Annotated in this window: 22 protein-coding genes; 4 read left to right on the top strand and 18 right to left on the bottom strand. The window is 67.7% G+C overall.

From position 1 onward, the window contains the following. Positions 1-35: 35 nt before the first annotated feature. The 4 genes from ptsP to AC3AP7_RS14620 all read right to left on the bottom strand — a co-directional run bounded on the left by ptsP (position 36) and on the right by AC3AP7_RS14620 (position 5,548). Positions 36-2,615, bottom strand: a complete 2,580-nt coding sequence (gene ptsP / locus AC3AP7_RS14605; protein WP_475761762.1) for a phosphoenolpyruvate--protein phosphotransferase — start codon at positions 2,613-2,615, stop codon at positions 36-38. A gap of 12 nt (positions 2,616-2,627) precedes the next feature. Beyond that, entirely contained in the window at positions 2,628-3,644 is a 1,017-nt protein-coding gene (locus tag AC3AP7_RS14610) for an SIS domain-containing protein (RefSeq protein ID WP_475761760.1), read from the bottom strand. Continuing rightward, positions 3,628-4,731 carry an N-acetylglucosamine-6-phosphate deacetylase gene (nagA, locus tag AC3AP7_RS14615; protein WP_475761758.1) on the bottom strand — a complete coding sequence of 368 codons (1,104 nt, stop codon included), beginning with the start codon at positions 4,729-4,731 and terminating at the stop codon, positions 3,628-3,630. The genes AC3AP7_RS14610 and nagA overlap by 17 nt, the downstream gene beginning before the upstream one ends. An 82-nt stretch (positions 4,732-4,813) precedes the next feature. Continuing rightward, positions 4,814-5,548, bottom strand: coding sequence for a GntR family transcriptional regulator (locus AC3AP7_RS14620; RefSeq protein ID WP_475761756.1), 735 nt, complete (start codon positions 5,546-5,548; stop codon positions 4,814-4,816). Positions 5,549-5,928: 380 nt separating this feature from the next. Between AC3AP7_RS14620 and AC3AP7_RS14625 the strand changes: the two genes are divergently transcribed. Next, on the top strand, positions 5,929-6,855 hold the full coding sequence (locus AC3AP7_RS14625; RefSeq protein ID WP_475761754.1) for a bifunctional helix-turn-helix transcriptional regulator/GNAT family N-acetyltransferase: 927 nt from the start codon (positions 5,929-5,931) through the stop codon (positions 6,853-6,855). Positions 6,856-6,958: 103 nt separating this feature from the next. Here the strand turns inward: AC3AP7_RS14625 and AC3AP7_RS14630 are convergent, their stop codons facing one another. From AC3AP7_RS14630 to AC3AP7_RS14650, 5 genes are all read right to left on the bottom strand, one after another. Further along, entirely contained in the window at positions 6,959-7,576 is a 618-nt protein-coding gene (locus AC3AP7_RS14630) for an SCO family protein (RefSeq protein WP_475761752.1), read from the bottom strand. 7 nt (positions 7,577-7,583) lie between these two features. Further along, positions 7,584-8,489, bottom strand: a complete 906-nt coding sequence (gene cyoE / locus AC3AP7_RS14635; protein ID WP_475761750.1) for a heme o synthase — start codon at positions 8,487-8,489, stop codon at positions 7,584-7,586. A 5-nt stretch (positions 8,490-8,494) separates the two neighbouring features. Beyond that, the gene (locus AC3AP7_RS14640; protein WP_475761748.1) at positions 8,495-9,604 is read right to left on the bottom strand and encodes a COX15/CtaA family protein; all 1,110 of its coding nucleotides are present in this window, start codon (positions 9,602-9,604) and stop codon (positions 8,495-8,497) included. A 117-nt stretch (positions 9,605-9,721) separates the two neighbouring features. Next, positions 9,722-10,396, bottom strand: coding sequence for an SCO family protein (locus tag AC3AP7_RS14645; RefSeq protein WP_475761746.1), 675 nt, complete (start codon positions 10,394-10,396; stop codon positions 9,722-9,724). 52 nt (positions 10,397-10,448) lie between these two features. Continuing rightward, positions 10,449-11,165 carry an SURF1 family protein gene (locus AC3AP7_RS14650; RefSeq protein WP_475761744.1) on the bottom strand — a complete coding sequence of 239 codons (717 nt, stop codon included), beginning with the start codon at positions 11,163-11,165 and terminating at the stop codon, positions 10,449-10,451. An 87-nt stretch (positions 11,166-11,252) separates the two neighbouring features. On the opposite strand from AC3AP7_RS14650, the gene AC3AP7_RS14655 reads away from it, so the two are divergent. Then, positions 11,253-11,462 carry a twin transmembrane helix small protein gene (locus AC3AP7_RS14655; protein WP_475761742.1) on the top strand — a complete coding sequence of 70 codons (210 nt, stop codon included), beginning with the start codon at positions 11,253-11,255 and terminating at the stop codon, positions 11,460-11,462. 141 nt (positions 11,463-11,603) lie between these two features. On the opposite strand, the gene AC3AP7_RS14660 is transcribed toward AC3AP7_RS14655, so the two are convergent. From AC3AP7_RS14660 to AC3AP7_RS14690, 7 genes are all read right to left on the bottom strand, one after another. After that, positions 11,604-12,461, bottom strand: coding sequence for a cytochrome c oxidase subunit 3 (locus tag AC3AP7_RS14660; protein ID WP_475761740.1), 858 nt, complete (start codon positions 12,459-12,461; stop codon positions 11,604-11,606). 103 nt (positions 12,462-12,564) lie between these two features. Then, positions 12,565-12,780 (bottom strand): DUF2970 domain-containing protein, encoded by a 216-nt coding sequence (locus tag AC3AP7_RS14665; RefSeq protein WP_475767915.1) that lies wholly within the window; start codon positions 12,778-12,780, stop codon positions 12,565-12,567. 88 nt (positions 12,781-12,868) lie between these two features. Beyond that, the gene (locus AC3AP7_RS14670; protein WP_475761738.1) at positions 12,869-13,003 is read right to left on the bottom strand and encodes a cytochrome oxidase small assembly protein; all 135 of its coding nucleotides are present in this window, start codon (positions 13,001-13,003) and stop codon (positions 12,869-12,871) included. Between the two features lie 82 nt (positions 13,004-13,085). After that, complete coding sequence (ctaD, locus tag AC3AP7_RS14675) at positions 13,086-14,699, bottom strand: cytochrome c oxidase subunit I (RefSeq protein WP_475761736.1); 1,614 nt, start codon at positions 14,697-14,699, stop codon at positions 13,086-13,088. A gap of 44 nt (positions 14,700-14,743) precedes the next feature. Next, the gene (coxB, locus tag AC3AP7_RS14680; RefSeq protein ID WP_475761734.1) at positions 14,744-16,159 is read right to left on the bottom strand and encodes a cytochrome c oxidase subunit II; all 1,416 of its coding nucleotides are present in this window, start codon (positions 16,157-16,159) and stop codon (positions 14,744-14,746) included. A 67-nt stretch (positions 16,160-16,226) separates the two neighbouring features. Further along, the gene (locus tag AC3AP7_RS14685; RefSeq protein ID WP_475761732.1) at positions 16,227-16,700 is read right to left on the bottom strand and encodes a DUF2244 domain-containing protein; all 474 of its coding nucleotides are present in this window, start codon (positions 16,698-16,700) and stop codon (positions 16,227-16,229) included. A 250-nt stretch (positions 16,701-16,950) separates the two neighbouring features. Continuing rightward, a complete protein-coding gene (locus AC3AP7_RS14690; RefSeq protein WP_475761730.1) occupies positions 16,951-17,916 on the bottom strand; it encodes a methyltransferase domain-containing protein in 966 nt (321 codons plus the stop codon). A gap of 85 nt (positions 17,917-18,001) precedes the next feature. On the opposite strand from AC3AP7_RS14690, the gene AC3AP7_RS14695 reads away from it, so the two are divergent. Next, positions 18,002-18,784 (top strand): phosphoribosyltransferase family protein, encoded by a 783-nt coding sequence (locus tag AC3AP7_RS14695; protein WP_475761728.1) that lies wholly within the window; start codon positions 18,002-18,004, stop codon positions 18,782-18,784. A 19-nt stretch (positions 18,785-18,803) separates the two neighbouring features. After that, positions 18,804-19,274, top strand: coding sequence for a tRNA (uridine(34)/cytosine(34)/5-carboxymethylaminomethyluridine(34)-2'-O)-methyltransferase TrmL (trmL, locus tag AC3AP7_RS14700; RefSeq protein ID WP_475761726.1), 471 nt, complete (start codon positions 18,804-18,806; stop codon positions 19,272-19,274). Here the strand turns inward: trmL and AC3AP7_RS14705 are convergent. After that, entirely contained in the window at positions 19,247-19,798 is a 552-nt protein-coding gene (locus AC3AP7_RS14705; protein ID WP_475761724.1) for an O-acetyl-ADP-ribose deacetylase, read from the bottom strand. The genes trmL and AC3AP7_RS14705 overlap by 28 nt on opposite strands. 123 nt (positions 19,799-19,921) lie before the next feature. Then, a complete protein-coding gene (locus AC3AP7_RS14710; RefSeq protein ID WP_475761722.1) occupies positions 19,922-20,920 on the bottom strand; it encodes an NAD(P)H-dependent glycerol-3-phosphate dehydrogenase in 999 nt (332 codons plus the stop codon). Positions 20,921-20,933: the final 13 nt, after the last annotated feature.

Here is a 20,933-nt window from a genome sequence, read left to right on the forward strand (position 1 = left end):
TGACTATGTCTTGTTATCGGGCAAGGCCTGACGGGTCAGTCCTGCGCCCAGGTTTCGCGGCTCAGGCGACGCACCGCCTGAGCCGATTCGAGCGCGAGCGCATCGCGCGCGCGCTGCCGGCACAACGCGTAATCGAGCGTGCGTACTCGCGCCTTGATGCCCGGCACGGCCACCGGATCGACCGACAGCTCGGTGACGCCGAGCCCGACGAGCAGCGGCACGGCAAGCGGGTCGCCCGCCAGCGCGCCGCACACGCCGACCCACTTGCCGTGGGTCTGCGCGCCCTGCACGGTGGCGTCGACGAGCCGCAGCACCGCCGGATGCAGCCCATCCGACTGCGCGGCCAGATCGGCCTGGCAGCGGTCCATCGCGAGCGTGTACTGCGTGAGGTCGTTGGTGCCGATCGACAGGAAATCCGCATGACGCGCGAGCTGATCCGCGAGCAGCGCCGCCGACGGCACCTCGATCATCACGCCGACTTCGATCGGTCCGCTACGGCCCTGCTCGCGTGCGAACGTGTCGATGCGCGCACGCAGGCTCACCAGTTCGCCTACGTCGGTGACCATCGGCAGCAGGATGCGCACGGCGCCCGCCGGCTGGACCGCGAGCAGGCCGCGCAACTGGTCGTCGAGCAGATCCGGGCGAACCTGCGCGAGGCGGATGCCGCGCAGGCCCAGCGCGGGATTCGGCTCCGGCGGCAGCGTCAGGTAGTCGACCTCCTTGTCGGCGCCCACATCGAGCGTGCGGATGATCGCGGTGCGCCCCGCGAGCGCATCGACGATCGCCTGATAGCTCTGCCGGTGCTCGTCGACGCTCGGCGCCGCGGCACGATGAATGAACAGCAGTTCGGTGCGCAGCAGGCCGACCGCGTCGGCGCCGTTGTCGACTGCGGCGCGCGCGTCGTCGAGCGTCGCGATGTTCGCGGCGACCTCGATCGCCCGCCCGTCGACCGTGACGGCGGCCTGCTGCGACAGGCGGCGGTCCGCTTCGCGCACGCCGGCGAGGCGCGTGCGCTCGAGGCGGGCGCGCTCGACATCGAGCGGCGTCGGCGCGAACTCCAGCCGTCCCGCCGACGCATCGACGACCACCAGCGTGCCCTCGGGAATCGCGTGCAGCGCGTCGCCGAGCGCCACCAGCGCCGGGATGCCGCCCTGGCGCGCGAGGATCGCCGCGTGCGAGGTCGCGCCGCCGCGCGCCATCACGAGCGCCGTCACGCGGCTACGATCGAGCGAGGCGAGATCGGACGGCGTGAACTCGTCGGCGGCGAGCACCGCTTCATCGGGCAGCGCGCGCGCCGCGGCGTTCGTGTAGCCGAGCGCGCGCAGCACGCGCTTGCCCAGATCGCGCAGATCCGCGGCGCGCTCGGCCAGCAGCGGATCGTCGACCTTCGTCAGCAATGCGGTCTGCGCACGGATCGCTTCGCGCCACGCAAAACCCGCGCTCTTGCCGAGACTGATCAGATCGCGCGCGGCATCGAGCAGCGTCGGATCTTCGAGCAGCACGCGGTGCACCGCGAAAATGCCGGCCTCGCCATGCGCGCCGCGCTGCGACGCATCGTGGACGGTTGCGTTCAGCGCAGCGTCGACGCTGGCGAGCGCCTTGTCGAGCAGACGGCTTTCCGCAGCCGACGTGCCGCTCGCGGCCTCGGGCGGTTCGCACTCCGAATCGTCCCAGCGCACCAGCTTGCCGAGCGCGATGCCGGGCGCTGCGCAAACGCCTGCAAGCCTATCCGGCGCAAGCGCGGTGTCGCGCGAGGCCGACTGCGGCGCCGGGGAACCGTAGCGCGCCGGCGTCTCCTCGGTCTCGCCTGGCGCGTCGCGCGTCAGTTCGCGCGCGACGGCGGCGACGGCCGCGGCGGCCTCCTCGCCGACGCCGAGAATCTCGACAGTCGCGCCTTCGCCGGCGCCCAGTCCCAGCAGGCCGACGACGCTTTCGACCGGCGCCTTGCGGCCGTCGTAGCGCACCTCGACGCGGGCCGCGAGACCGCGCACCGCTTCCCGTGCGCGTGCCGCCGGCCGCGCATGCAGGCCGCCCGCATGCACGAGCGTGACGCTCTGGCGCGCCTCCTCGGTGACGTTCGTCGCGTGACGCGCGGCCGCGGCCGCCGCGCCTTCGCGCGCGCGCAGCACGAGCAGCGTCGAGGTGCCGGCGTTCGCCATCCCGGCGGGTGCGCGTTCGACCACTTCGAACGCGTCGCTGTTTGCGACGGCAATCACCGACACGAGACTCGGCGCCTCGCAAGCCACCCGATCGGGGTCGAACTCGATCAGCAGGTCGCCCGCGCGCACATGAGCGCCTTGCTGGACCTTCGGCGCGAAGCCGCGGCCGTTCAGCCCGACCGTATCGATGCCGATATGCAGCAGGATTTCGGCGCCCTCGGCGGTCGCGAGCGTCACTGCGTGGCCGGTGCGCGCGAGGTGCGTGATCACGCCGTCGCACGGCGCAACGAGCCGGCCTTCGAGCGGATCGATCGCGATCCCGTCTCCGAACATGCCGCCCGCGAACACCGGGTCCGGCACCTTTTCAAGCGGCACGACCGGTCCGGTCATGGGCGCAAGCAGAACGATCTGGTCTTGAGCATGGCGCTTCAAGTGTGACTCCTCAACACGTCGCATCTGATGTCTCGATCAATGGGTTTCGGTAACCTTGTTCAGGTGGCGCGGCGCATCGGGGTTGCGCCCGCGGGCTGCAGCAAGGTCCGCAGCCATCACATAGAACGAAAGAATCGCGGCGATCGGGTCGAGCGCCGCATGGGCTGCCGTCACGAGCGGCAGATCCGCCTGCGGCACGTCGGCCGCGGCGGCAAGCAGCACGCGCGCGCCGCGCGCGCGCATGTCCTGCGCAAGCTGGATCAGGCCCGCCTGCTCGGGCCCGCGCGGCGCGAACACGAGCAGCGGATAGTCCTGTCCGATCAGCTCCATCGGACCGTGGCGCACTTCGGCGCTGGAAAACGCTTCGGCCTGGATCCCGGAGGTCTCCTTCAGCTTCAGCGCCGCTTCCTGCGCGATCGCGAGGCCGAGACCGCGGCCGATCACGATCATCCGCTCGACGTCGCGCCATGCGTCGATTGCCGCGCTCCAGTCGAGCGTGCCAGCGTTGTGCAGCGTATCCGGCAGGCGGCGCAGCGCGTCGAGCAGCCCGTCGTCGCGCTGCCAGTGCGCGACCAGTTGCGCCGACATCGACAGCATCGCGACATAGCTTTTGGTGGCGGCAACGCTCAGCTCGGGGCCGGCCGCGAGGGGCACGTGCCACTCGCACGCGTCGGCGAGCGGCGAGGCCGGCGCGTTGACCGCTGCGACGGTAAGTGCGCCTGCTTCGCGCAGCGCGGCCATCGTGCCGACGAGATCGGGGCTCTTGCCCGACTGCGAGAACGCGAGCGCAAGCTGATCGCGCACCTTCAGCGGCGCCTGCTGCAGCGTCGCGACAGACATCGGCAGCGACGCGACCGGCAGGCCGATACGGCTCATCGTCAGGCTCGCGAAATAGCTCGCGGCATGGTCCGAGCTGCCGCGCGCGACCGTCAGCGCGACGTGGCGCGGCTGCTGCGCGAGCACCCCGGCGAGCGCTTCGACGCGCGAGCCATCGGCAAGCTGCGCGGCGACGACGTCGGCCGACGCAAGCGCCTCGTTAAGCATGTTCGACAATCGATTCTCCTTCCACATAGGTCGCGCTCAATGCGAGCGCGCGATCGAACACGACGAGATCGGCCCATGCGCCGCGCGCGATGCGGCCGCGGTCCTCGAGGCCCAGATAGTCCGCCGCATAGCGCGACAGGCGATGCGATACGTCCGCCAGCGGCAGGCCGAGCGACACCAGATTGCGCAGCGCCTGGTCCATCGTCAGCGTGCTGCCGGCGAGCGTGCCGTCGGCAAGACGCACGCCGCCGAGGCACTTCGTCACGTGCTGGCTGCCGAGCCGGTATTCGCCGTCGGGCATGCCGGTGGCGGACGTGCTGTCGGTCACCACATACAGCCGCGGAATGGCGCGCATCGCCGCGCGAATCGCACCCGGATGCACGTGCAGCAGATCCGGGATGATCTCGGCGAACTCGGCATGCGCGAGCGCCGCGCCGACCATGCCCGGATTGCGGTGATGCAGCGGCGACATCGCGTTGAACAGGTGCGTGAAGCCGCATGCGCCGTGCTTCAGCGCCGCCACCGCGTCGTCGTAGGTGCCGAGCGAATGTCCGAGCTGCACGCGCACGCCGCGCGCGGCGATCTCTCCGATGATGTCCATGTGCCCGGCAATTTCCGGCGCGATCGTGACGACGCGGATCGGCGCAACCGACAGGTACGTCAGCACTTCGTCGAGCACCGCGGACACCGCCGCGTCCGGCTGCGCGCCGAGCTTGCCGGGATTGATGTACGGGCCTTCGAGATGCACGCCGAGCACGCGCGACGCCCCGCCCGTGCGCACCCGGGTCACCTCGCCGAGCTCGGCCACCACCCGCATCAACTCCTCACGCGGCGCAGTCATCGTGGTGGCGAGCAGGCTTGTCGTGCCGTGCTTCGCGTGCGTGCGCGCAATGGTTTCGATGGCCGCGCCGCCTTCCATCACGTCGCAGCCGCCGCCGCCGTGCACGTGCAGGTCGATGAAGCCGGGCAGGATGTACGGCGCGTCGTTCTTCGACGGATCGGCCCGCTCGCCGTCGATCGCCGTGATACGGCCGGCGTCGTATTCAAGCGTGCCGTGGATCCATCCGTCGGGGGTGAGTATGTTTCCTGTCAGCATGGGGTTCCTGGATAATACGTAGTACGATATATCGATCGTTGAACGCGCCGCCTCCGGCACGCCGGGATCGCAAGCTGCGCCGCTACTGGCGCAGCTCGGCGACGAAGTCGTAATAGTCGTCGCGGCAGTAAGTGTCCGTCAGTTCGATCGCACGCTGGTCGGCGCTATAGCCAATGCGTGTAATCACCAGCAGCGCAGTGCGCGGCTCGATGTCCATCAGCGCGGCAATGTCATTGGCCGCGTTGACAGCGCGAAAATGCTGCAACGCGCGTACCACCGGCACGCCGCGCTGCTCCAGATAGCTGTACAGCGACACGCCGATCGCTTCCGGGTCCGGCACGACGGCCACCGGCAGCACGGAGTGCTCGACCGCCATCACGATGCCGTCCGCGCGGCGCAAACGCCGCAGGCTCGCCACCGGCGCACCCGGCGACAGACCGAGGTGCATCAGTTCGTCGCGGCCGGCGGGACGCACGTCGCGTTCGAGCCAGACCGAATCCGGGCGAAAACCGCGTTGCTGCATCCGCTTCGTGAAGCCTGTCAGGCGCGACAGCGGATCCTCGACGCGCGGCGTAATGAAACTGCCGGCGCCCGGCGAACGCCGGATCAGGCCCTGCTCGACCAGCAACTCGATCGCCTTGCGCGCGGTGATGCGCGACACGCCGATCGCATCGGACAACGTGCGCTCCGACGGCAGCGCCTCGCCGGCCGACCACACGCCGCAATGAATCGCAGTGGCGAGATTGCGCGCCAGCTGCAGATAAAGCGGCGTGACGTTGCGCGCGTCGGGCATCAGGGCGGACCAGCGTGTTTCCATGGGCTCGGGTCGATCGGGGCGAAGAACTCGGCTTAAAAATGAGAGCCCATTATATAACCAACATAATACCAGTCAACAGAGTGGTCTCAGTTTGGTCTTTTCGCTAGGAACGCCTTGCCAGATAAGGATTTCCGGTGACTTTTCGGGTGTTTCCCGGCACTTTACGGCATCCGTATTTTCCCTGATTCGACGCCGTTCGAGACTCGACATGCGGACCACTGGTCCGCATGATCGCGATCGTGCGACGGCATTCGGATGCGCGCAAACGTCATACCTATATCCCGTATGCATGCTTTGCAGCAGCATTCGCGCTTTTTATATAGGATGGGGTCAAATACAGTGTCGAACGACACGATCGTCATCTCTCCGGGAGCCGTCCGTTGACCGATTCCGCAGCGCTGCAGCGCGCTGAGGCCGTGCGCCGTTTCAACCGGTTCTATACGCAGCACATCGGTGCGTTGCACGAACGCCTGCAAAAGAGCCCCTTCTCATTGACCGAGGTCCGCGTCCTGCATGAACTCGCGCGCGGCAAGGCCGATACCGCCTCGATGCTCGCCCGCAATCTCGGACTCGATAGCGGTTATCTGAGCCGTCTGCTGACGAGCTTCGAGCGGCGCGGGCTGATCAGCCGCCGGCCCTCGGAGTCCGACGCGCGGCAGTCGCTGCTCGCGCTGACCGCACCGGGACGCACCGCCTACGAGCCGCTCGATACGGCCGCGGTCGAGGAAGTGATCGGCGTGCTTGAGCGCTTGCCCGCCCATTCGCAGGAACAGCTGATCGATGCGATGAAGGTGGTCGAACGTCTGCTGAATGCCGGGCAACGCAGCGGCATCATCACGCTGCGTACGCCGCGTGCCGGCGAATTCGGCTGGATCGTGCACCGGATGGCGTCGCTGTACGCGCTCGAACACGCGTGGGACCCGGGGGTCGAGGGCGCGCTTGCGCGCATCGTCGCGGACTTCACGCAGCATCATGACCCGCGCCGCGAAACCTGCTGGATCGCGGAGCAGGAAGGCACGCAGGTCGGTGCCGCGCTGCTCGCGGGCGTTTCGCCGACGCTCGCGCGGATCCGGCTGCTGTACATCGAGCCCGACATGCGCGGGCTCGGCATCGGCACGCAACTCGTCGAGGAATGCGTGCGCTTTGCGAAACGCGCCGGCTACACGCGGCTCATGCTCGCGGCGCCCGCGAGTCTCGCCGAAGCGCGACGCCTGTGCCTGCGTACCGGATTCGCGTTCGTCGATGCCGCGCCCGAGCGCCGCTTCGGCCGGGAACTGACGATGGAGCGCTGGGAGCGAGACTTATAGGGAAAGCGGGGCGCGCGGTGCGGCAGGCAACGGGCGGCCCCCTCGGAGCGGCCGCAATCTGCGGCGACCGGGCGGGCCCTTGCCGGCGCGAGCGCGCGGCGCCTCAGTTGAGCAGCAGCTTCAGGTCGTGCACCCACGGCGCGGTGCCCTGCCCGTCGCGCACGAACAGCCGCAGCTTGCCCGTGGTGTCGAACACGTAGCTCGCGGCCGTGTGGTTCATCGTGTAGTTGTCGGGCGTGGTGCCCGCCACTTTCGCGTAGTAGATGTGGAAGTCTTTCGTGATCTTCTGAAGCTGCGCATCGGTGGGCGGAATGAGTCCGCCGAACGTCGGGTAGAACGCCGTGACGTATTGCGACAGCACGGCCGGCGTATCGCGCGCCGGATCGACCGTCACGAACAGCACCTGGATACGCTTCGCGTCCTGCGGGCCGAGTTGCTGCATCGCTTGCGCGAGTTCGGCCATCGTCGTCGGACAGACATCCGGGCAATGCGTGTAGCCGAACACCAGCACCACCACCTTGCCCTTATAGTCCGCGAGCGTGCGAATCTTGCCGGAGGTATCGGGCAGCGAGAAATCGGTGCCGAATTTCGTATTGCCGGTGATGTCGAGATTCTGGAACGGCGGCTCCTGCTTGCCGCAACCCGCCACCGCCACCAGGCCGGCCAGCGCGCACGCGAGCAATGCTATGCGTGCCGCGCGTCCAAGCACGTTTGTCAGCATGATGCGATTACACCCCGATTACTGCGCGCACATAGTGGTCGATCAGCAGTGCGGCAAATAACAGCGAAAGATAGACGATCGAATAGCGAAACATCTTGCGCGCCAGCGCGTCCGAGTACTCGCGGTAGATGTTCCACGCGTAGCCGAGGAACACCGCGCCGAGCAGCGCGGCCGACACGAGATAGAGCAGGCCGCTCATGCCGGAGATGAACGGCATCAGCGCAACCACGAACAGCACGACCGAGTACAGCAGGATCTGCAGGCGCGTGTACTTTTCGCCGTGCGTGATGGGCAGCATCGGCAGGCCGGCGTTTTCGTAGTCCTTGCGGCGATAGAGCGCGAGGGACCAGAAATGCGGCGGCGTCCAGACGAAGATGATCAGCACGAGAATCCATGCGTCGCCGGGCACGTGGCCGGTGGCTGCCGCCCAGCCGAGCGCCGGCGGCATCGCGCCGGACGCCCCGCCGATCACGATGTTCTGCGGCGTGGCAGGCTTGAGCAGCAGCGTATAGATCACCGCATAGCCGACGAACGTGGCGAAAGTCAGCCACATGGTCAGCGCGTTCGTGAAGGAATACAGGGTCCACATCCCGAGGCCGCCCAGCACCGCCGAAAACAGCAGGATCTGCACGGACGTGATCTCGCCGCGCGCGGACGGCCGCCACGCGGTGCGGCGCATCATCGCATCGACCTTCTGCTCGACGAGGCAATTGATCGCGAAGGCCGCGCCGGCCAGCAGCCAGATGCCGACCGTACCGCCGATCAGGACGGTCCACGGCACCATGCCGCGGGTCGAGAGGAACATGCCGATCACCGCGCAGAACACGGCGAGCTGGGTGACGCGAGGCTTGGTGAGCGCGACGTACTGCGCCACGCGGTTGCCTGGCGTTCGGGAAAGGGTTGTGCTGTCCATGGGGGTCACGCCGGCGCGGCTTCGCGCGCAGGCAAAACGGCGCGGCCGGGGAGGCTGGAAATGATGCGGAAGTTTAGCATAACGAGCAGCAGCAGCAGGATCGCGGCGCCACCGTTGTGGGCGACCGCGATCGGCAGCGGCCACTGCAGCACGATGTTCGACAGCCCGGTCAGGAACTGCACCGCGATCATCAGCAGCACGCCGTTCGCCGGCCGCCGCAGCGACTCGAAGCGGCGCACTTTCAGCGCAAACCACGCCAGGTAGGCGATCACGACGAGCGCGAAGGTCCGGTGCGTCCAGTGGATCGCGACGAGCGCGCTCTGCGTGAGCATTTCGCCGTCGCCGTCGGTGCCGAGCGCGCGCCATAAATGGAAGCCGTGTGTAAAGTCCATCGGCGGAATCCATTGGCCGTTGCAGGTCGGGAAATCGGTGCACGCGAGCACCGCGTAATTCGTGCTGACCCAGCCGCCGAGCGCGATCTGCACGACCAGCAACGCCAGACCGGCGAGCGCCGCCGCCCGCCAGCGCGCCGCTCCGGGCTCGTAGACCGGCAGCGGCGTCTGGCGCGCCGCGAGCCAGCCCAGCGAGCCGAGCAGCGCCAGACCGAGCAGCAGATGGGTCGTGACGATGATCGGCTGCAGCTTCATCGTGACGGTCCACGCGCCGAACGCGCCCTGCACGAGAATCAGCAGCAGCAGCGCGCTCGGCCACCACGGCGACACGTGCAGCGGCCGCCGCCGGATGCGCGCAGCCCACGCGATGACCGTCTGCGCGATGATCAGCACGCCGATCGCCATCGCAAAGTAGCGGTGAATCATCTCGATCCACGCCTTCGACATGCTGACGGGCCCGGTCGGCAGCGCCCGATGGGCGGCCGCGATCGCCGCGTGCGCGATGAACGGCGACGACGTACCGTAGCAGCCGGGCCAGTCGGGGCAGCCGAGGCCCGAATCGGTCAGGCGCGTGAAGCCGCCGAACATCACGAGATCGAGCGTCAGGAAGGTCGTGACCCAGACGAGCTTGCGGAATTTGTTGTCGTCCGCCTTCACCCAGACATAGGAAAGCGGCAACAGCGCGATACAGAGGCCGATCAGGCCCAGTTCCAGTACGAACATCGTTCTAACCTTGTTGCGATGGCACAGCGCCGGCTTGCCGGTTCGACAGCGCCGCGCGGCAATGGTGCAGCAGATCGCCCGTGACGCGACAGGCAGCGCGTGCGGCAAAGCGCCGCATCAGCCGATGCCCGACCACTTGAGCAGCTTTGCCACGTCGACGCGGATCCGGCTCGGGTCGGGATTTTTCGGGAAGCGCATCATCAGGTTGCCGTTCGGATCGACGACGAAGATGTGATCGCCCAGTTGCGTGCCCGCGTCGACCGGCAGCCATGCGGCAAGCTGCGCCGGGTCGGCGACCAGCATGCGGGTATCCGGATACGCATGCCGGATCACCGGCGCGACCGGCCCGGCGTCGGTGCGCAGCCAGACCTCGACGACGCGGCCGCGTTCGAGCCCCTGCGCCGCCCGCACCTGGCGCATGAAGTAGAGCTTCGTCACGCAGGCCTTGTCGCATGCGCTGCCGTCGACCGACACGAGCAGCCAGCGCCCGCGCAGCGACGCGAGCGGCACGCGCGTGCCGTCCTCGCCGGTCACGACGAGCCCGGCGGGAATCGGACGCTGCGGCTCGATCAATGCGCCGTAATTGGTCGTGCCGCCCGAGGGTCTGACCACGTAGTACAAAAAGTACGCCGCGATGACCGGCGCCGCGCACACCAGCGCGAGCAGCAGCAGCGTCCAGCGTCCGCGCTGCCAGGAGCCCGCGGCGCGCGCGCGTCCGGGGCCGCGCGGCGGTGCAGGGCCGCGATCCACGGCCGGGTCGGGCCGCGGCGAACGGGAAGAGTGGGTCGACACAACAATCCTTTCCAGATGATCACGCTGTGATAGAACCGGCGCACGCACGGCCTCATACGCTGCGTGCGCGCTCCTTGAGCGCCGCGCGCCGCGCCGCGTACAGGCCGAGCAGCAAGGCGGCGAGCGCCATCCCCCACCATTGCAGCATGTAGCCGTAATTGCGCGAGACGCCGGTATCCGGCGCCGGCCAGTCTCGCACGAGCGTATCGTGGTCGTCGCTGGTCTGCTGGATCACGAACGGCTGCAGCGGCAAACCGGTTTCGCGCGCATACGCGGCGACGTCGAGATTCTGGCGGATCAACTGATGCGCGGCGGACCCGCCGTGGCCCAGCTCGAACGCGCGCGTCGCGTCGGCGCGCGCGATGCCGTCGATTTCGATCGGGCCCGGCGGCGTCGGATACGGCTTGATCCGCGTGCGATCGTCGACGTTGCGCGGCAGCCAGCCGCGGTTGACCAGCACGTAGCGCCCTGGCGCAAGCTTGAACGGCATCACGACGTAGAAACCGGCGCTGTCCCCGTAAGGCCGGTTGTCGAGATACACCACCTTGTCCGGCAAGAAGGTGCCGAGCGCACGCACACGGTGATACTCGATGTCGTGCAGCGCGACCGGCGCCGCCCCCACAAGCTGCGCCGGAGCGTGCTCGAACTGCGCGATCAGGGCCTCGCGCGCTTCCTTCTGATGCGCGCGATCGCGCTGCCAGAAGCCGAGCCGTACCGTCAGCGCGATCACGGCAAGAATCAGCAACGCCGGCAACCAGCGGATCTTCATGCGCGCCGCGCCCTGCCCCGGCGCGTTGCCGCGCGCGGTGAGATAATAACGGTGTTATGTCCGTATCCGTGGTTTACCACTGAATTCATGCACATCCTGGTTCCCGTCGTCTTCGCGCTGATCATTGCCAGCATGGGCGCGGCGCTGTACTTCATGGTGCACGACAAGGGCAAGACAAAGCGCATGGTCTGGTCGCTCGCCACGCGGGTGGGCCTGTCGATCTCGCTGTTCCTGTTCATCCTGTTCGCCCACTGGATGGGCTGGATCCAGTCCACCGGCATCCCGTACGGCCGCTAGCGGCATCGGGCGCGGGCCGTTGTCCGCGCCTTTGGCTGCGCCTTCGTCCACGCTTCTGTCCACCGCGTTTGTCCACCGTGTTTGTCCGCCGCGTTTGTCCACCGTCGCGCGGGTGAGCGCGTCCCGCCCCCTCGCGCCGTCCTACAGCCAGTACACGACCACGTAGAGCCCGAGCCACACGACGTCGACGAAGTGCCAGTACCACGCCGCCCCCTCGAAGGCGAAGTGGTGGTCGGCGGTAAAGTGCCCGCGTATCACGCGCACCAGCACGACGGTGAGCATCGTGCCGCCGAGAAACACGTGAAAGCCGTGAAAGCCGGTGAGCAGGAAGAAGGTCGAACCGTACACGCCCGACGCGAGCGTCAGGTTCAGTTCGTTGTACGCGTGGTAATACTCGAACGCCTGCATGCACAGGAAGCTCAGCCCGAGGACGATCGTCGCGGCCAGCCAGGCGATCGTCTTGCTGCGGTGATTGTCGCGCAGCGCATGGTGCGCCACCGTCAACGTCGCACCCGACGACAGCAGCAGCGCGGTATTGACGGTCGGCACCGGCCACGGCTGCATCGACTTGAAATGCGACGCCAGATCGGCCGGTCCGGTGTTCGGCCAGACCGCCGAGAAGTCTGGCCAGATCAGCTTGTAATCGAGGCTGCCGAGCTGGTGCATCGCAATTTCGCGCGCATAGAACAGCGCGCCGAAGAATGCGCCGAAGAACATCACCTCCGAGAAGATGAACCAGCTCATGCTCCAGCGGTACGACTTGTCGACGCGCTTGCCGTACATGCCGCCTTCGGATTCGGAGATCGCGTCGCCGAACCAGTGATACAGCGTGAAGAGCAGCCATAGCAGGCCGAGCAGCAGCGTGAACGGCCCCCAGCTTTCGCCGTTGATCCACGACGCGAGCGAAAACATGATGACCAGCATGCCAATCGACGCGCAGATCGGATGCCGGGACGGATGCGGTATGAAATAGTACGGGCTTTCGTTTTGACCGCTCATCGTTGACTCCCCACTTCAGTCCAGTTGTTCCGCTCGATCGGGTTGAACCCCGTTCATCCGTGCTTCCGTCCAACCTGTCCTGCCCGCCGTCCGGGGGCGCCGTTCATCTCACCACCGCGTGCACGACCAGAATCAGCACGCCGATGAAAAGCGCCGCGCCGATCAGCGCCGCCGCGACCACGTGCAGCGGATTGAGCTGCGCGGCGTCCGCCTCGAGATCGCGCCGTTTGCGCACGCCGAAAAACGCCCACAGCACCGCCTTCACCGACTGGACGAAACTGCCCGCTCTGCCGTTGCCGTTGCTGCCGTCGTCGCTCATCGCGTATTCGACCCCGTACTCGACCCCGTATTCGACCCTGTCCGCCTTCACCTTCGGCATGAACCCTGGCCACCCGACGCGCGCGGCGTCATGCGAACCATGCGCGCTTGACGAATATGCCCACAAAAAACAGCATCACGATCGCGAACAGGATCATGCCGAGCCGCACGTTGCCGGCGCGAATCTGCTCCTGCGTACGTCTTGGCGGCGAAGTCCGGGTCATGCTCGCTTCCGTGTGCGCTGCGTCGCGCCGTGTGCCGCGTGGATCCTGCAGCGGCCCCGCCGACGGGCAGGGCCGGCGCCCATTACTCGACCGTCGGCGGATTCTCGAACGTATGGAACGGCGCGGGGCTCGGCACGGTCCATTCAAGCCCCGTCGCGCCTTCCCACGGCTTGTCGCCGGCCTTTTCGAGCTCGCCGCCGCCGCGATACACCGGCAGCACGACGGCGAACAGGAAGTACACCTGCGACAGGCCAAAGCCGAACGCGCCGATCGTGATCACCTGGTTCCAGTCGGTGAACTGCGCCGGATAGTCCGCGTAGCGTCGCGGCATGCCGGCGAGGCCGACGAAGTGCATCGGCAGGAACGCGAGATTGAAGAAGATCATCGATGCCCAGAAGTGGATCTTGCCGCGCGTCTCGTTGTACATCCAGCCGGTCCACTTCGGCGACCAGTAATACCAGCCGGCGAACAACCCGAATAGCGAGCCCGCGACCAGCACGTAATGGAAGTGCGCGACCACGAAATACGTGCCGTGATACTGGATGTCGAGCGGCGCCATGGCGAGCATCAGCCCCGTCAGCCCGCCGAACGTGAACACGAACAGGAAGCCGACCGCGAACAGCATCGGCGTCTCGAAGGTGAGCGAGCCGCGCCACATCGTCGCCACCCAGTTGAACACTTTCACGCCGGTCGGCACGGCGATCAGCATCGTCGCGTACATGAAGAACAGCTGGCCGGTGACGGGCATGCCGGTCACGAACATGTGATGCGCCCAGACCATGAACGACAGGATCGCGATCGACGCGGTCGCGTACACCATCGAGCTATAGCCGAACAGCGGCTTGCGCGAGAACGCCGGAATCACCTGCGACACGATCCCGAACGCCGGCAGGATCATGATGTACACCTCGGGGTGCCCGAAGAACCAGAAGATGTGCTGGTACATCACCGGATCGCCGCCGCCCGCCGCGTTGAAAAACGAGGTGCCGAAGTGGCGGTCGAACAGCAGCATCGTGATCGCGCCGGCCAGCACCGGCATCACCGCGATCAGCAGGTACGCGGTGATGAGCCAGGTCCACGCGAACATCGGCATCTTCATCAGCGTCATGCCGGGCGCGCGCAGGTTCAGGATCGTCACGACAATGTTGATGCCGCCCATGATCGACGACGCGCCCATCAGGTGCAGCGCGAAGATCGCGAAGTCCATGCCCGGGCCCATCTGCGTGGAAAGCGGCGCATACAGCGTCCAGCCCGCCGCGGTCGCGCCGCCCGGCGCGAAGAACGACGAGACCAGCAGCACCGCGGCCACCGGCAGCAGCCAGAAGCTGAAGTTGTTCATCCGCGCGAACGCCATGTCGGCCGCGCCGATCTGCAGCGGCACCATCCAGTTCGCGAAGCCCACGAAGGCCGGCATGATCGCGCCGAACACCATGATGAGCCCGTGCATCGTGGTGAGCTGGTTGAAGAACTCGGGACGCATGATCTGCAGCCCCGGCTCGAACAGCTCGGCGCGGATCAGCAGCGCCATCACGCCGCCGGACAGGAACATGATGAACGAGAAGATCAGGTAGAGCGTCCCGATGTCCTTGTGATTGGTCGCATAGAGCCAGCGGCGCCAGCCATGCGGCGTGCCGTGGGCGTGCTCGCCATGAACGTGCTCGTGACCCGCAATGGGATCGTGTCCGACGCTAGACATGACAATCTCCTCATCCGAATACTGCGGTACCCACCCTTGATCCGTCAGGCGCGCGTACTGATCGGCGCGCGCCGTGTTCTGTCCGCAACCTGCGCGCCGGTCGCCGCGTCCCGTTTCGACGCGCGCGCGCCGGCCGCGTAAAGCGCGCTGGCCGGCAGCGAAGCCTGCGGCTGCGCGGCCGCGCCGCTCGCCGGCGCGCCCGAAGCCGGCTCGGCAGCCGACGCCGCGGCGGCGCCGCTGGCCGCCCCGAGGTTAGCCAGATGATTGCCGCCCGCGGGCAGCTGGCCGTTGCGCGCAGCCGCGACCTGACGCGGCTGCAGGATGTCGCCGGTGTGGTTGCTCCACGAATTGCGCTCGTACGTGATGACCGACGCGATCTCCACATCCGACAGCGTGGGCGCCCACGACGGCATCGCGCCCTTGCCCTTCAGCACGATGCTCACGTGCTGCGCGAGCGGCCCGTTGACGACCTTGCTGCCGTCGAGCGCCGGGAATGGTCCGCCGCCCTTGCCGGTTGCCTGGTGACACACCGCGCAGTTCGACAGGAAGACCTTCTGGCCGCGCGCCATCAGTTCGGCCATCGTGTAGGTGCGGTTCGGATCGTCGGTCGCCGCGGACAGCTTCTTGCGCTCCTGATCGACCCACTTCGCGTAGTCGGCGTCGGACAGCACCTCGACGACCACCGGCATGAACGCGTGCTCCTTGCCGCACAGCTCGGTGCAGAAGCCGCGGAACGTGCCGGTCTTGTCGGCTTCGAACCAGGTATCGCGCAGGAAGCCCGGAATCGCATCCTGCTTCACGCCGAAGGCGGGCACGTACCACGAATGCACGACGTCGTTGGACGTCGTGATGATGCGGACTTTCTTGTTGACCGGCACGACGAGCGGGTTGTCGACTTCCTGCAGATACGTGTCGGTGATCGGCTCGGTGCCGTCGACTTCGGCGCGCGGCGTGGAAAGCGTCGAGAGGAAGCTGATCCCCTCGCCGGGCCCCTTCACGTAGTCGTAGCCCCATTTCCACTGGTAGCCCGTCACCTTGATCGTGAGGTCGGCATTGCTCGTGTCCTTCATCTCGATGACGGCCTTGGTCGCTGGCAACGCCATCAGCACGACGATGATGAACGGCACCACGGTCCAGATGATTTCGACCGTCGTGCTCTCGTGGAAATGGGCCGCCTGATGGCCCTTCGACTTGCGGTGCGCGAACACCGAATAGAACATCACGCCGAACACGCCGACGAAGATCACCGTGCACAGGATCAGCATGAACGTGTGCAGATGGTAAAGCTGCACGGCGATCGACGAAGCGGGCGGCTGGAGGTTGATTTCGTTGACGGCGGGGCCGCCCGGGCTGTCGCCGACCGCCCGTGCCGAACCGGCCAGCAGCAGTCCGCCGAGCGCCAGGCTGCCCATAAGGGCTCGCTTGATTGTTTTCATAGCATCCTTACCCGAATTTTCCATTCAAACCCTCGACCCCGCTGGAAGACCCACCCCTCGCGCCGCCCCGCCCGGCGCAGCTTCAGGACAGCTAACAGCGCCTGAGCCACATGCGCAACTCGCCGGCAAACTGCGCGCGCCGGTATTGCGCGAGGTGCTGCCCAATCATGATCGTCTGGCCGCGCGAGACCAGCCTGATCGGGTCGCGAGGCGTTGCGCCGGGTTCGATGCGCACCCAGTGCGGATTGAATTCGAACTGCGTAAGATTTTCCGCGTTCAGCCGCTCGATCACGAGACGGTTCGGAAACAGCCGGATGCGTTCGTAATCGATGGCATGCCGCGCATAGAGCGCGAACGCGACGCCCACCACGAGCAGCTCGATGCCGGTGAACGGCAGCACGAGCCAGGCGCCGACCACCATCAGGATGAAAGCGATAGCCAGCGAGACCACCGCCAGCGACACGTAGAAGTACACGAACTGCCGTGGCGAAACCGAACAGTTGCGCTTCATGGTCCAGTCTTTCAGGACCGGCTCAGAATCCATCAGCAGATCTGGTGATGCCATCGCTGCCTCCTGGGGATTGCCTCCTACCGCTGCCCTGTTGCTTTTCTCTTCGGTCCAGCGTGCTGCCCGGCCAGGGACGCAGGTCGGGGCGGCAAACTCACGCATTATAGGCGCGTTCGATAGCTGCCACAAGCAACGCCCTGTCGGCCGCAAAGCCATATGCGACAAGGCTTTGCGCCATTTTGACACACCCTCTGACAGACTTCACGCGGCGCGGGTTTCTGCCATCGTGAATCCGCACGCCATCCCCTCATCGCCTCCTGGCCGGACCGTGTCCGATGTCCTCCGGCCGCACGATCCCATGACCTTCGGCCGTCGTGCGCGGCACCGCCTTCCACGCGTGCCCGTAGATCACCTCGAAGGTGAGCGCGAGCGTGCCGTCGTCGCGCCGGCGCGCCTCCAGCGCCGCCAGCAGCGCGCGATGCAGACGCCGCGCGCTGGCCCCTTCGGCCGGTTCGCGCGCGAACGGGTACGCCCCCCAGCGGCGAACGTCGGCAAGCAGCGATTGCGGCGACCGGTAGGTGATCGTGAGCGTCTCCTGATCCATCACCGGAATCTCGAAGCCGCTTTCGACCAGCATGTCGCCGAGATCGTGCATGTCGACGAAGTCGATCACGTGCCGGCGCGCATGCACGCCGTGCGCCGCCTCGACTTCCGCATACGCGCCGCGCAACTCCTTCAGGGTATCGGGGCCGAGCGTGCTGAACATCAGTAGTCCCCCTAGCTTGAGCACGCGCTGCCACTCGGGAAAAACCCGGTCTGGCTGCGGATGCCAATGCAGCGCAAGGTTGGACCAGAGCAGTTCGAACGCGCCGGCCGCGAACGGCAGCGCGGCGAAGTCGGCCTGGGCGAGGCGCGGCCCGCGCGCGCCCAGGGCCTTGCCGAGCGAGGCCGGCAGGAAACGCCGCCAGCGGGTGTCGCCGGCGTCGTGACGCTGTGCCCGCTGCAGCATCGCGCCCGACAGGTCTGTCGCGTAGACGGGGGCTTCGGGAAAACGCGCGCGCAGGCCGGGCAGGTCGTCGCCCGCGCCGCAGCCCACATCGAGTACGCCGGCCGGGTCGATCCTGATGTAGTCGAGGCGCTCGCGCATGCGTTGCGCGATCTCGCGAGGCAGAAACGCGACGTCGTCGAACGTCGCCGCGCGGCGATCGAAGATGCGCTGAAGGCGCCGCGAATCATAGGCCGGACGGCCAGCAGGAGCGGGAGATGAGGACATGAGGGCCACAGGGACGGTACGCGCGAAGTATACTCCTCGCTCCCCGACGACCCTTCGCACGCCGGCTCCGGCATGCGGCCCGCTCATGCGTTTCCAGGCTTCCTCGTTCCGATCCGCGCGCCGGATCGCATCCTGCCCGATCCTGCGTGCGGTGCACTGGCCGTCGCTCGTGCAGGCGCTTCTGCCGAACCTGTGCGCCATCTGCGGCGATTTGTCGCAATCCGTGCTGTGCCGCGGCTGCGACGACGCGTATTCGAACGAGGCCCGGCTGCGCTGCACGGTCTGCGCGGTGCCGCTTGCCTCCGCGCGACCGCGCGCACGGCCGCATTACCGGTGCAGCGACTGCGGCAGCGCGCCGCCGTCGTTCGACGCCACGCTCGCGCTCGCGGACTACCGCGCCCCCCTCGATACCCTCGCCGTCGACCTGAAGTTTCGCGCGAGACTCGCGCTCGCCCGCGAGTTCGCGCGGCGCCTTGCCCGGCTGTCCGGCGATATGCTCGACGCATCGGAGCCGCCCGACGTGATCGCGCCCGTGCCGTTGTCCGCGCGACGCCTTGTCGAACGCGGCTACAACCAGGCCTGGCAAATCGCGAAGCCGCTCGGGAAGACCTTGCGGGTGCGCACCGACGCGACACTACTGCGGCGCGTCGCGCATACCGCCGCGCAATCGCGGCTGGCGCTCGCCGCGCGGCGCGCCAACGTCGAGCACGCGTTCGCCGTGACGGCGCCGGTGCGCGGCCTGCACGTCGGCATCGTCGACGACGTGATGACAACCGGTGCGACCCTCGAAGCCGTCGCGCACACGCTAAAGGCGGCCGGCGCGCGGCGCGTGACGAACTTCGTCGTGCTGCGCACGCCGGACAACTAGCTTTTTACCTGTTCAGATCATGTTCAACGTCGTTCTCGTCGAACCCGAAATTCCGCCGAACACCGGCAACGTGATTCGCCTGTGCGCGAACACCGGCGCGCGCCTGCACCTGATCGAGCCGCTCGGCTTCCCGCTCGACGACGCAAAGATGCGCCGCGCTGGCCTCGACTATCACGAATACGCGCAGATGCAGGTACATCCCGACTGGGGCGCGTTCATCGCGCGCGAAACGCCCGATCCGACCCGGATGTTCGCGTTCACGACGCGCGGCTCAAGCCCGTTTCACACGCATGCGTTCCGGCCCGGCGACTGGTTCGTGTTCGGTGCCGAAACGCGCGGCCTCGACGCGGCGCTGCTCGAACGCTTTCCCAACGAACAGCGTGTGCGGCTGCCGATGCGCCCCGGCAACCGCAGCCTCAATCTGTCGAATACCGTCGCGGTGGTGGTGTTCGAAGCGTGGCGTCAGGCCGGCTTCGAAGGCGGCGCCTGACGGCGCGCGGCCAGCTCGGCCGCATAGCGGGCGAACATCGCGTCGTCGAAGCACGCAAACAGCACATGCTCCAGCGCCGGCACGCGCGGCAGCGTGTCGAGCACTGCGGTGACGGCGATGCCGACCGCTTCGTCAGGCGGAAAACGGTAGACGCCGCAGCTGATCGCCGGAAATGCAATGCTGCGGCAGCGGGCGGCGTGCGCCAGTTCGAGCGCGCGCCGGTAGCACGACGCGAGCAACAGCGGCTCGCCGCTGCCGCCGCCTCGCCAGACGGGCCCGACCGCGTGGATCACGTGGCGCGCCGGCAGGCGATGGCCGCCGGTGAGCTTCGCGTCGCCGGTGGCGCACCCGCCGAGCGGTTCGCACTCGCGCAGCAGCCCGGGGCCCGCGGCGCGATGAATTGCGCCGTCGACCCCGCCGCCGCCCAGCAGCGACGTGTTCGCCGCGTTGACGATCGCATCGACCGCGAGCGTCGTAATGTCGACGACGCGCGCGTCGAGCAGGCAACGACCGGATGTGAGCATGGAAGACCTCGCCGTTCGCGGTTCACACTCAAGCATGGACCGCGGCGGCGCGCGTGCGGTTCAGCCCGGTGAGCCGGGCGGCAAAACGCGGTCCGGCCGAGCGGACCGCGCACGAGGCCAACGTTATTCGGCTTTCGCGTCCCGGCGCAGCAGCGCGCTGACGGCGTCGCGCGGCGCGACGCCGTCGAACAGCACCGCACAGACCGCCTGCGTGATCGGCATGTCGATCGCATGCGCACGTGCGATCGCAAGCACCGCCTGCGCGCACCGCACGCCTTCCGCGACATGGCCGAGCGCGCCGAGAATCTCGCCGAGCGTGCGCCCCGACGCAAGTTGCATCCCGACCGTGCGGTTGCGCGACAGGTCGCCCGTGGCGGTCAGGATCAGATCGCCCAGGCCCGTGAGGCCGGTGAACGTTTCCGCGCGGCCGCCGAGCGTCACGCCGAGCCGCGACATCTCCGCCAGCCCGCGCGTGATCAGCGCCGCGCGCGCGTTGAGGCCGAGACCGAGACCGTCGGCGATGCCGGTGGCAATGGCGAGCACGTTCTTCACCGCGCCGCCGACCTCGACGCCGATCACGTCGTCGCCGGTGTAGATGCGCATCGCGCCGTGGTGAAAGGCCGCGACCGTGCGCTCGCGGCAGGCCGCCGACGCGCTCGCAATCGTCAGCGCGACCGGCAGCCCTTCGCCGACTTCGCGCGCGAAGCTCGGACCGGACAGCACGCCATTACTGGCGTGGCCGGCCAGTTCGGCGGCCACCACCTGATGCGGCAGGCATTGCGTGTCCGCCTCGAAGCCCTTGCACAGCCAGATCAGGTGAGCCGGCACCGTGCCGAGATCGCGCATCGAGCGCAACTGGCCGCGCAAGCCCGCCACCGGGGTCGCGAGCACGCACAGCGCGTCGTCGGCACGGGCGTGTTCGAGCGCGCCGCGGTAATCGGCCTCGATGCGCAGCGCCGCGGGCAGGCTCACGCCCGCCAGATAGCGGCGATTCTCGCGGCGGCTCGCCAGTTCGGCGGCCTGCGCGGGATCGCGCGCCCACAGCAGCGTATCGTGACGCACGGCCAGATGGCTCGCGAGCGCCGTACCCCACGCTCCAGCGCCGAGAACGGCGACTTTCATACCCGGCACTGTG

The sequence above is a fragment of the Paraburkholderia sp. PAMB 6770 genome (assembly GCF_057748135.1).

Excerpts from the sequence above, each read along its gene's own strand:
- ptsP (WP_475761762.1), bottom strand. The coding sequence starts at position 2,615 with ATGCGACGTGTTGAGGAGTCACACTTGAAGCGCCATGCTCAAGACCAG.
- nagA (WP_475761758.1), bottom strand. The coding sequence starts at position 4,731 with ATGCTGACAGGAAACATACTCACCCCCGACGGATGGATCCACGGCACG.
- AC3AP7_RS14620 (WP_475761756.1), bottom strand. The coding sequence starts at position 5,548 with ATGGAAACACGCTGGTCCGCCCTGATGCCCGACGCGCGCAACGTCACG.
- AC3AP7_RS14630 (WP_475761752.1), bottom strand. The coding sequence starts at position 7,576 with ATGCTGACAAACGTGCTTGGACGCGCGGCACGCATAGCATTGCTCGCG.
- cyoE (WP_475761750.1), bottom strand. The coding sequence starts at position 8,489 with ATGGACAGCACAACCCTTTCCCGAACGCCAGGCAACCGCGTGGCGCAG.
- AC3AP7_RS14640 (WP_475761748.1), bottom strand. The coding sequence starts at position 9,604 with ATGTTCGTACTGGAACTGGGCCTGATCGGCCTCTGTATCGCGCTGTTG.
- AC3AP7_RS14650 (WP_475761744.1), bottom strand. The coding sequence starts at position 11,165 with ATGAAGATCCGCTGGTTGCCGGCGTTGCTGATTCTTGCCGTGATCGCG.
- AC3AP7_RS14655 (WP_475761742.1), top strand. The coding sequence starts at position 11,253 with ATGCACATCCTGGTTCCCGTCGTCTTCGCGCTGATCATTGCCAGCATG.
- AC3AP7_RS14660 (WP_475761740.1), bottom strand. The coding sequence starts at position 12,461 with ATGAGCGGTCAAAACGAAAGCCCGTACTATTTCATACCGCATCCGTCC.
- AC3AP7_RS14665 (WP_475767915.1), bottom strand. The coding sequence starts at position 12,780 with ATGAGCGACGACGGCAGCAACGGCAACGGCAGAGCGGGCAGTTTCGTC.
- AC3AP7_RS14670 (WP_475761738.1), bottom strand. The coding sequence starts at position 13,003 with ATGACCCGGACTTCGCCGCCAAGACGTACGCAGGAGCAGATTCGCGCC.
- ctaD (WP_475761736.1), bottom strand. The coding sequence starts at position 14,699 with ATGTCTAGCGTCGGACACGATCCCATTGCGGGTCACGAGCACGTTCAT.
- coxB (WP_475761734.1), bottom strand. The coding sequence starts at position 16,159 with ATGGAAAATTCGGGTAAGGATGCTATGAAAACAATCAAGCGAGCCCTT.
- AC3AP7_RS14685 (WP_475761732.1), bottom strand. The coding sequence starts at position 16,700 with ATGGCATCACCAGATCTGCTGATGGATTCTGAGCCGGTCCTGAAAGAC.
- AC3AP7_RS14690 (WP_475761730.1), bottom strand. The coding sequence starts at position 17,916 with ATGTCCTCATCTCCCGCTCCTGCTGGCCGTCCGGCCTATGATTCGCGG.
- AC3AP7_RS14695 (WP_475761728.1), top strand. The coding sequence starts at position 18,002 with ATGCGTTTCCAGGCTTCCTCGTTCCGATCCGCGCGCCGGATCGCATCC.
- trmL (WP_475761726.1), top strand. The coding sequence starts at position 18,804 with ATGTTCAACGTCGTTCTCGTCGAACCCGAAATTCCGCCGAACACCGGC.
- AC3AP7_RS14705 (WP_475761724.1), bottom strand. The coding sequence starts at position 19,798 with ATGCTCACATCCGGTCGTTGCCTGCTCGACGCGCGCGTCGTCGACATT.
- AC3AP7_RS14710 (WP_475761722.1), bottom strand. The coding sequence starts at position 20,920 with ATGAAAGTCGCCGTTCTCGGCGCTGGAGCGTGGGGTACGGCGCTCGCG.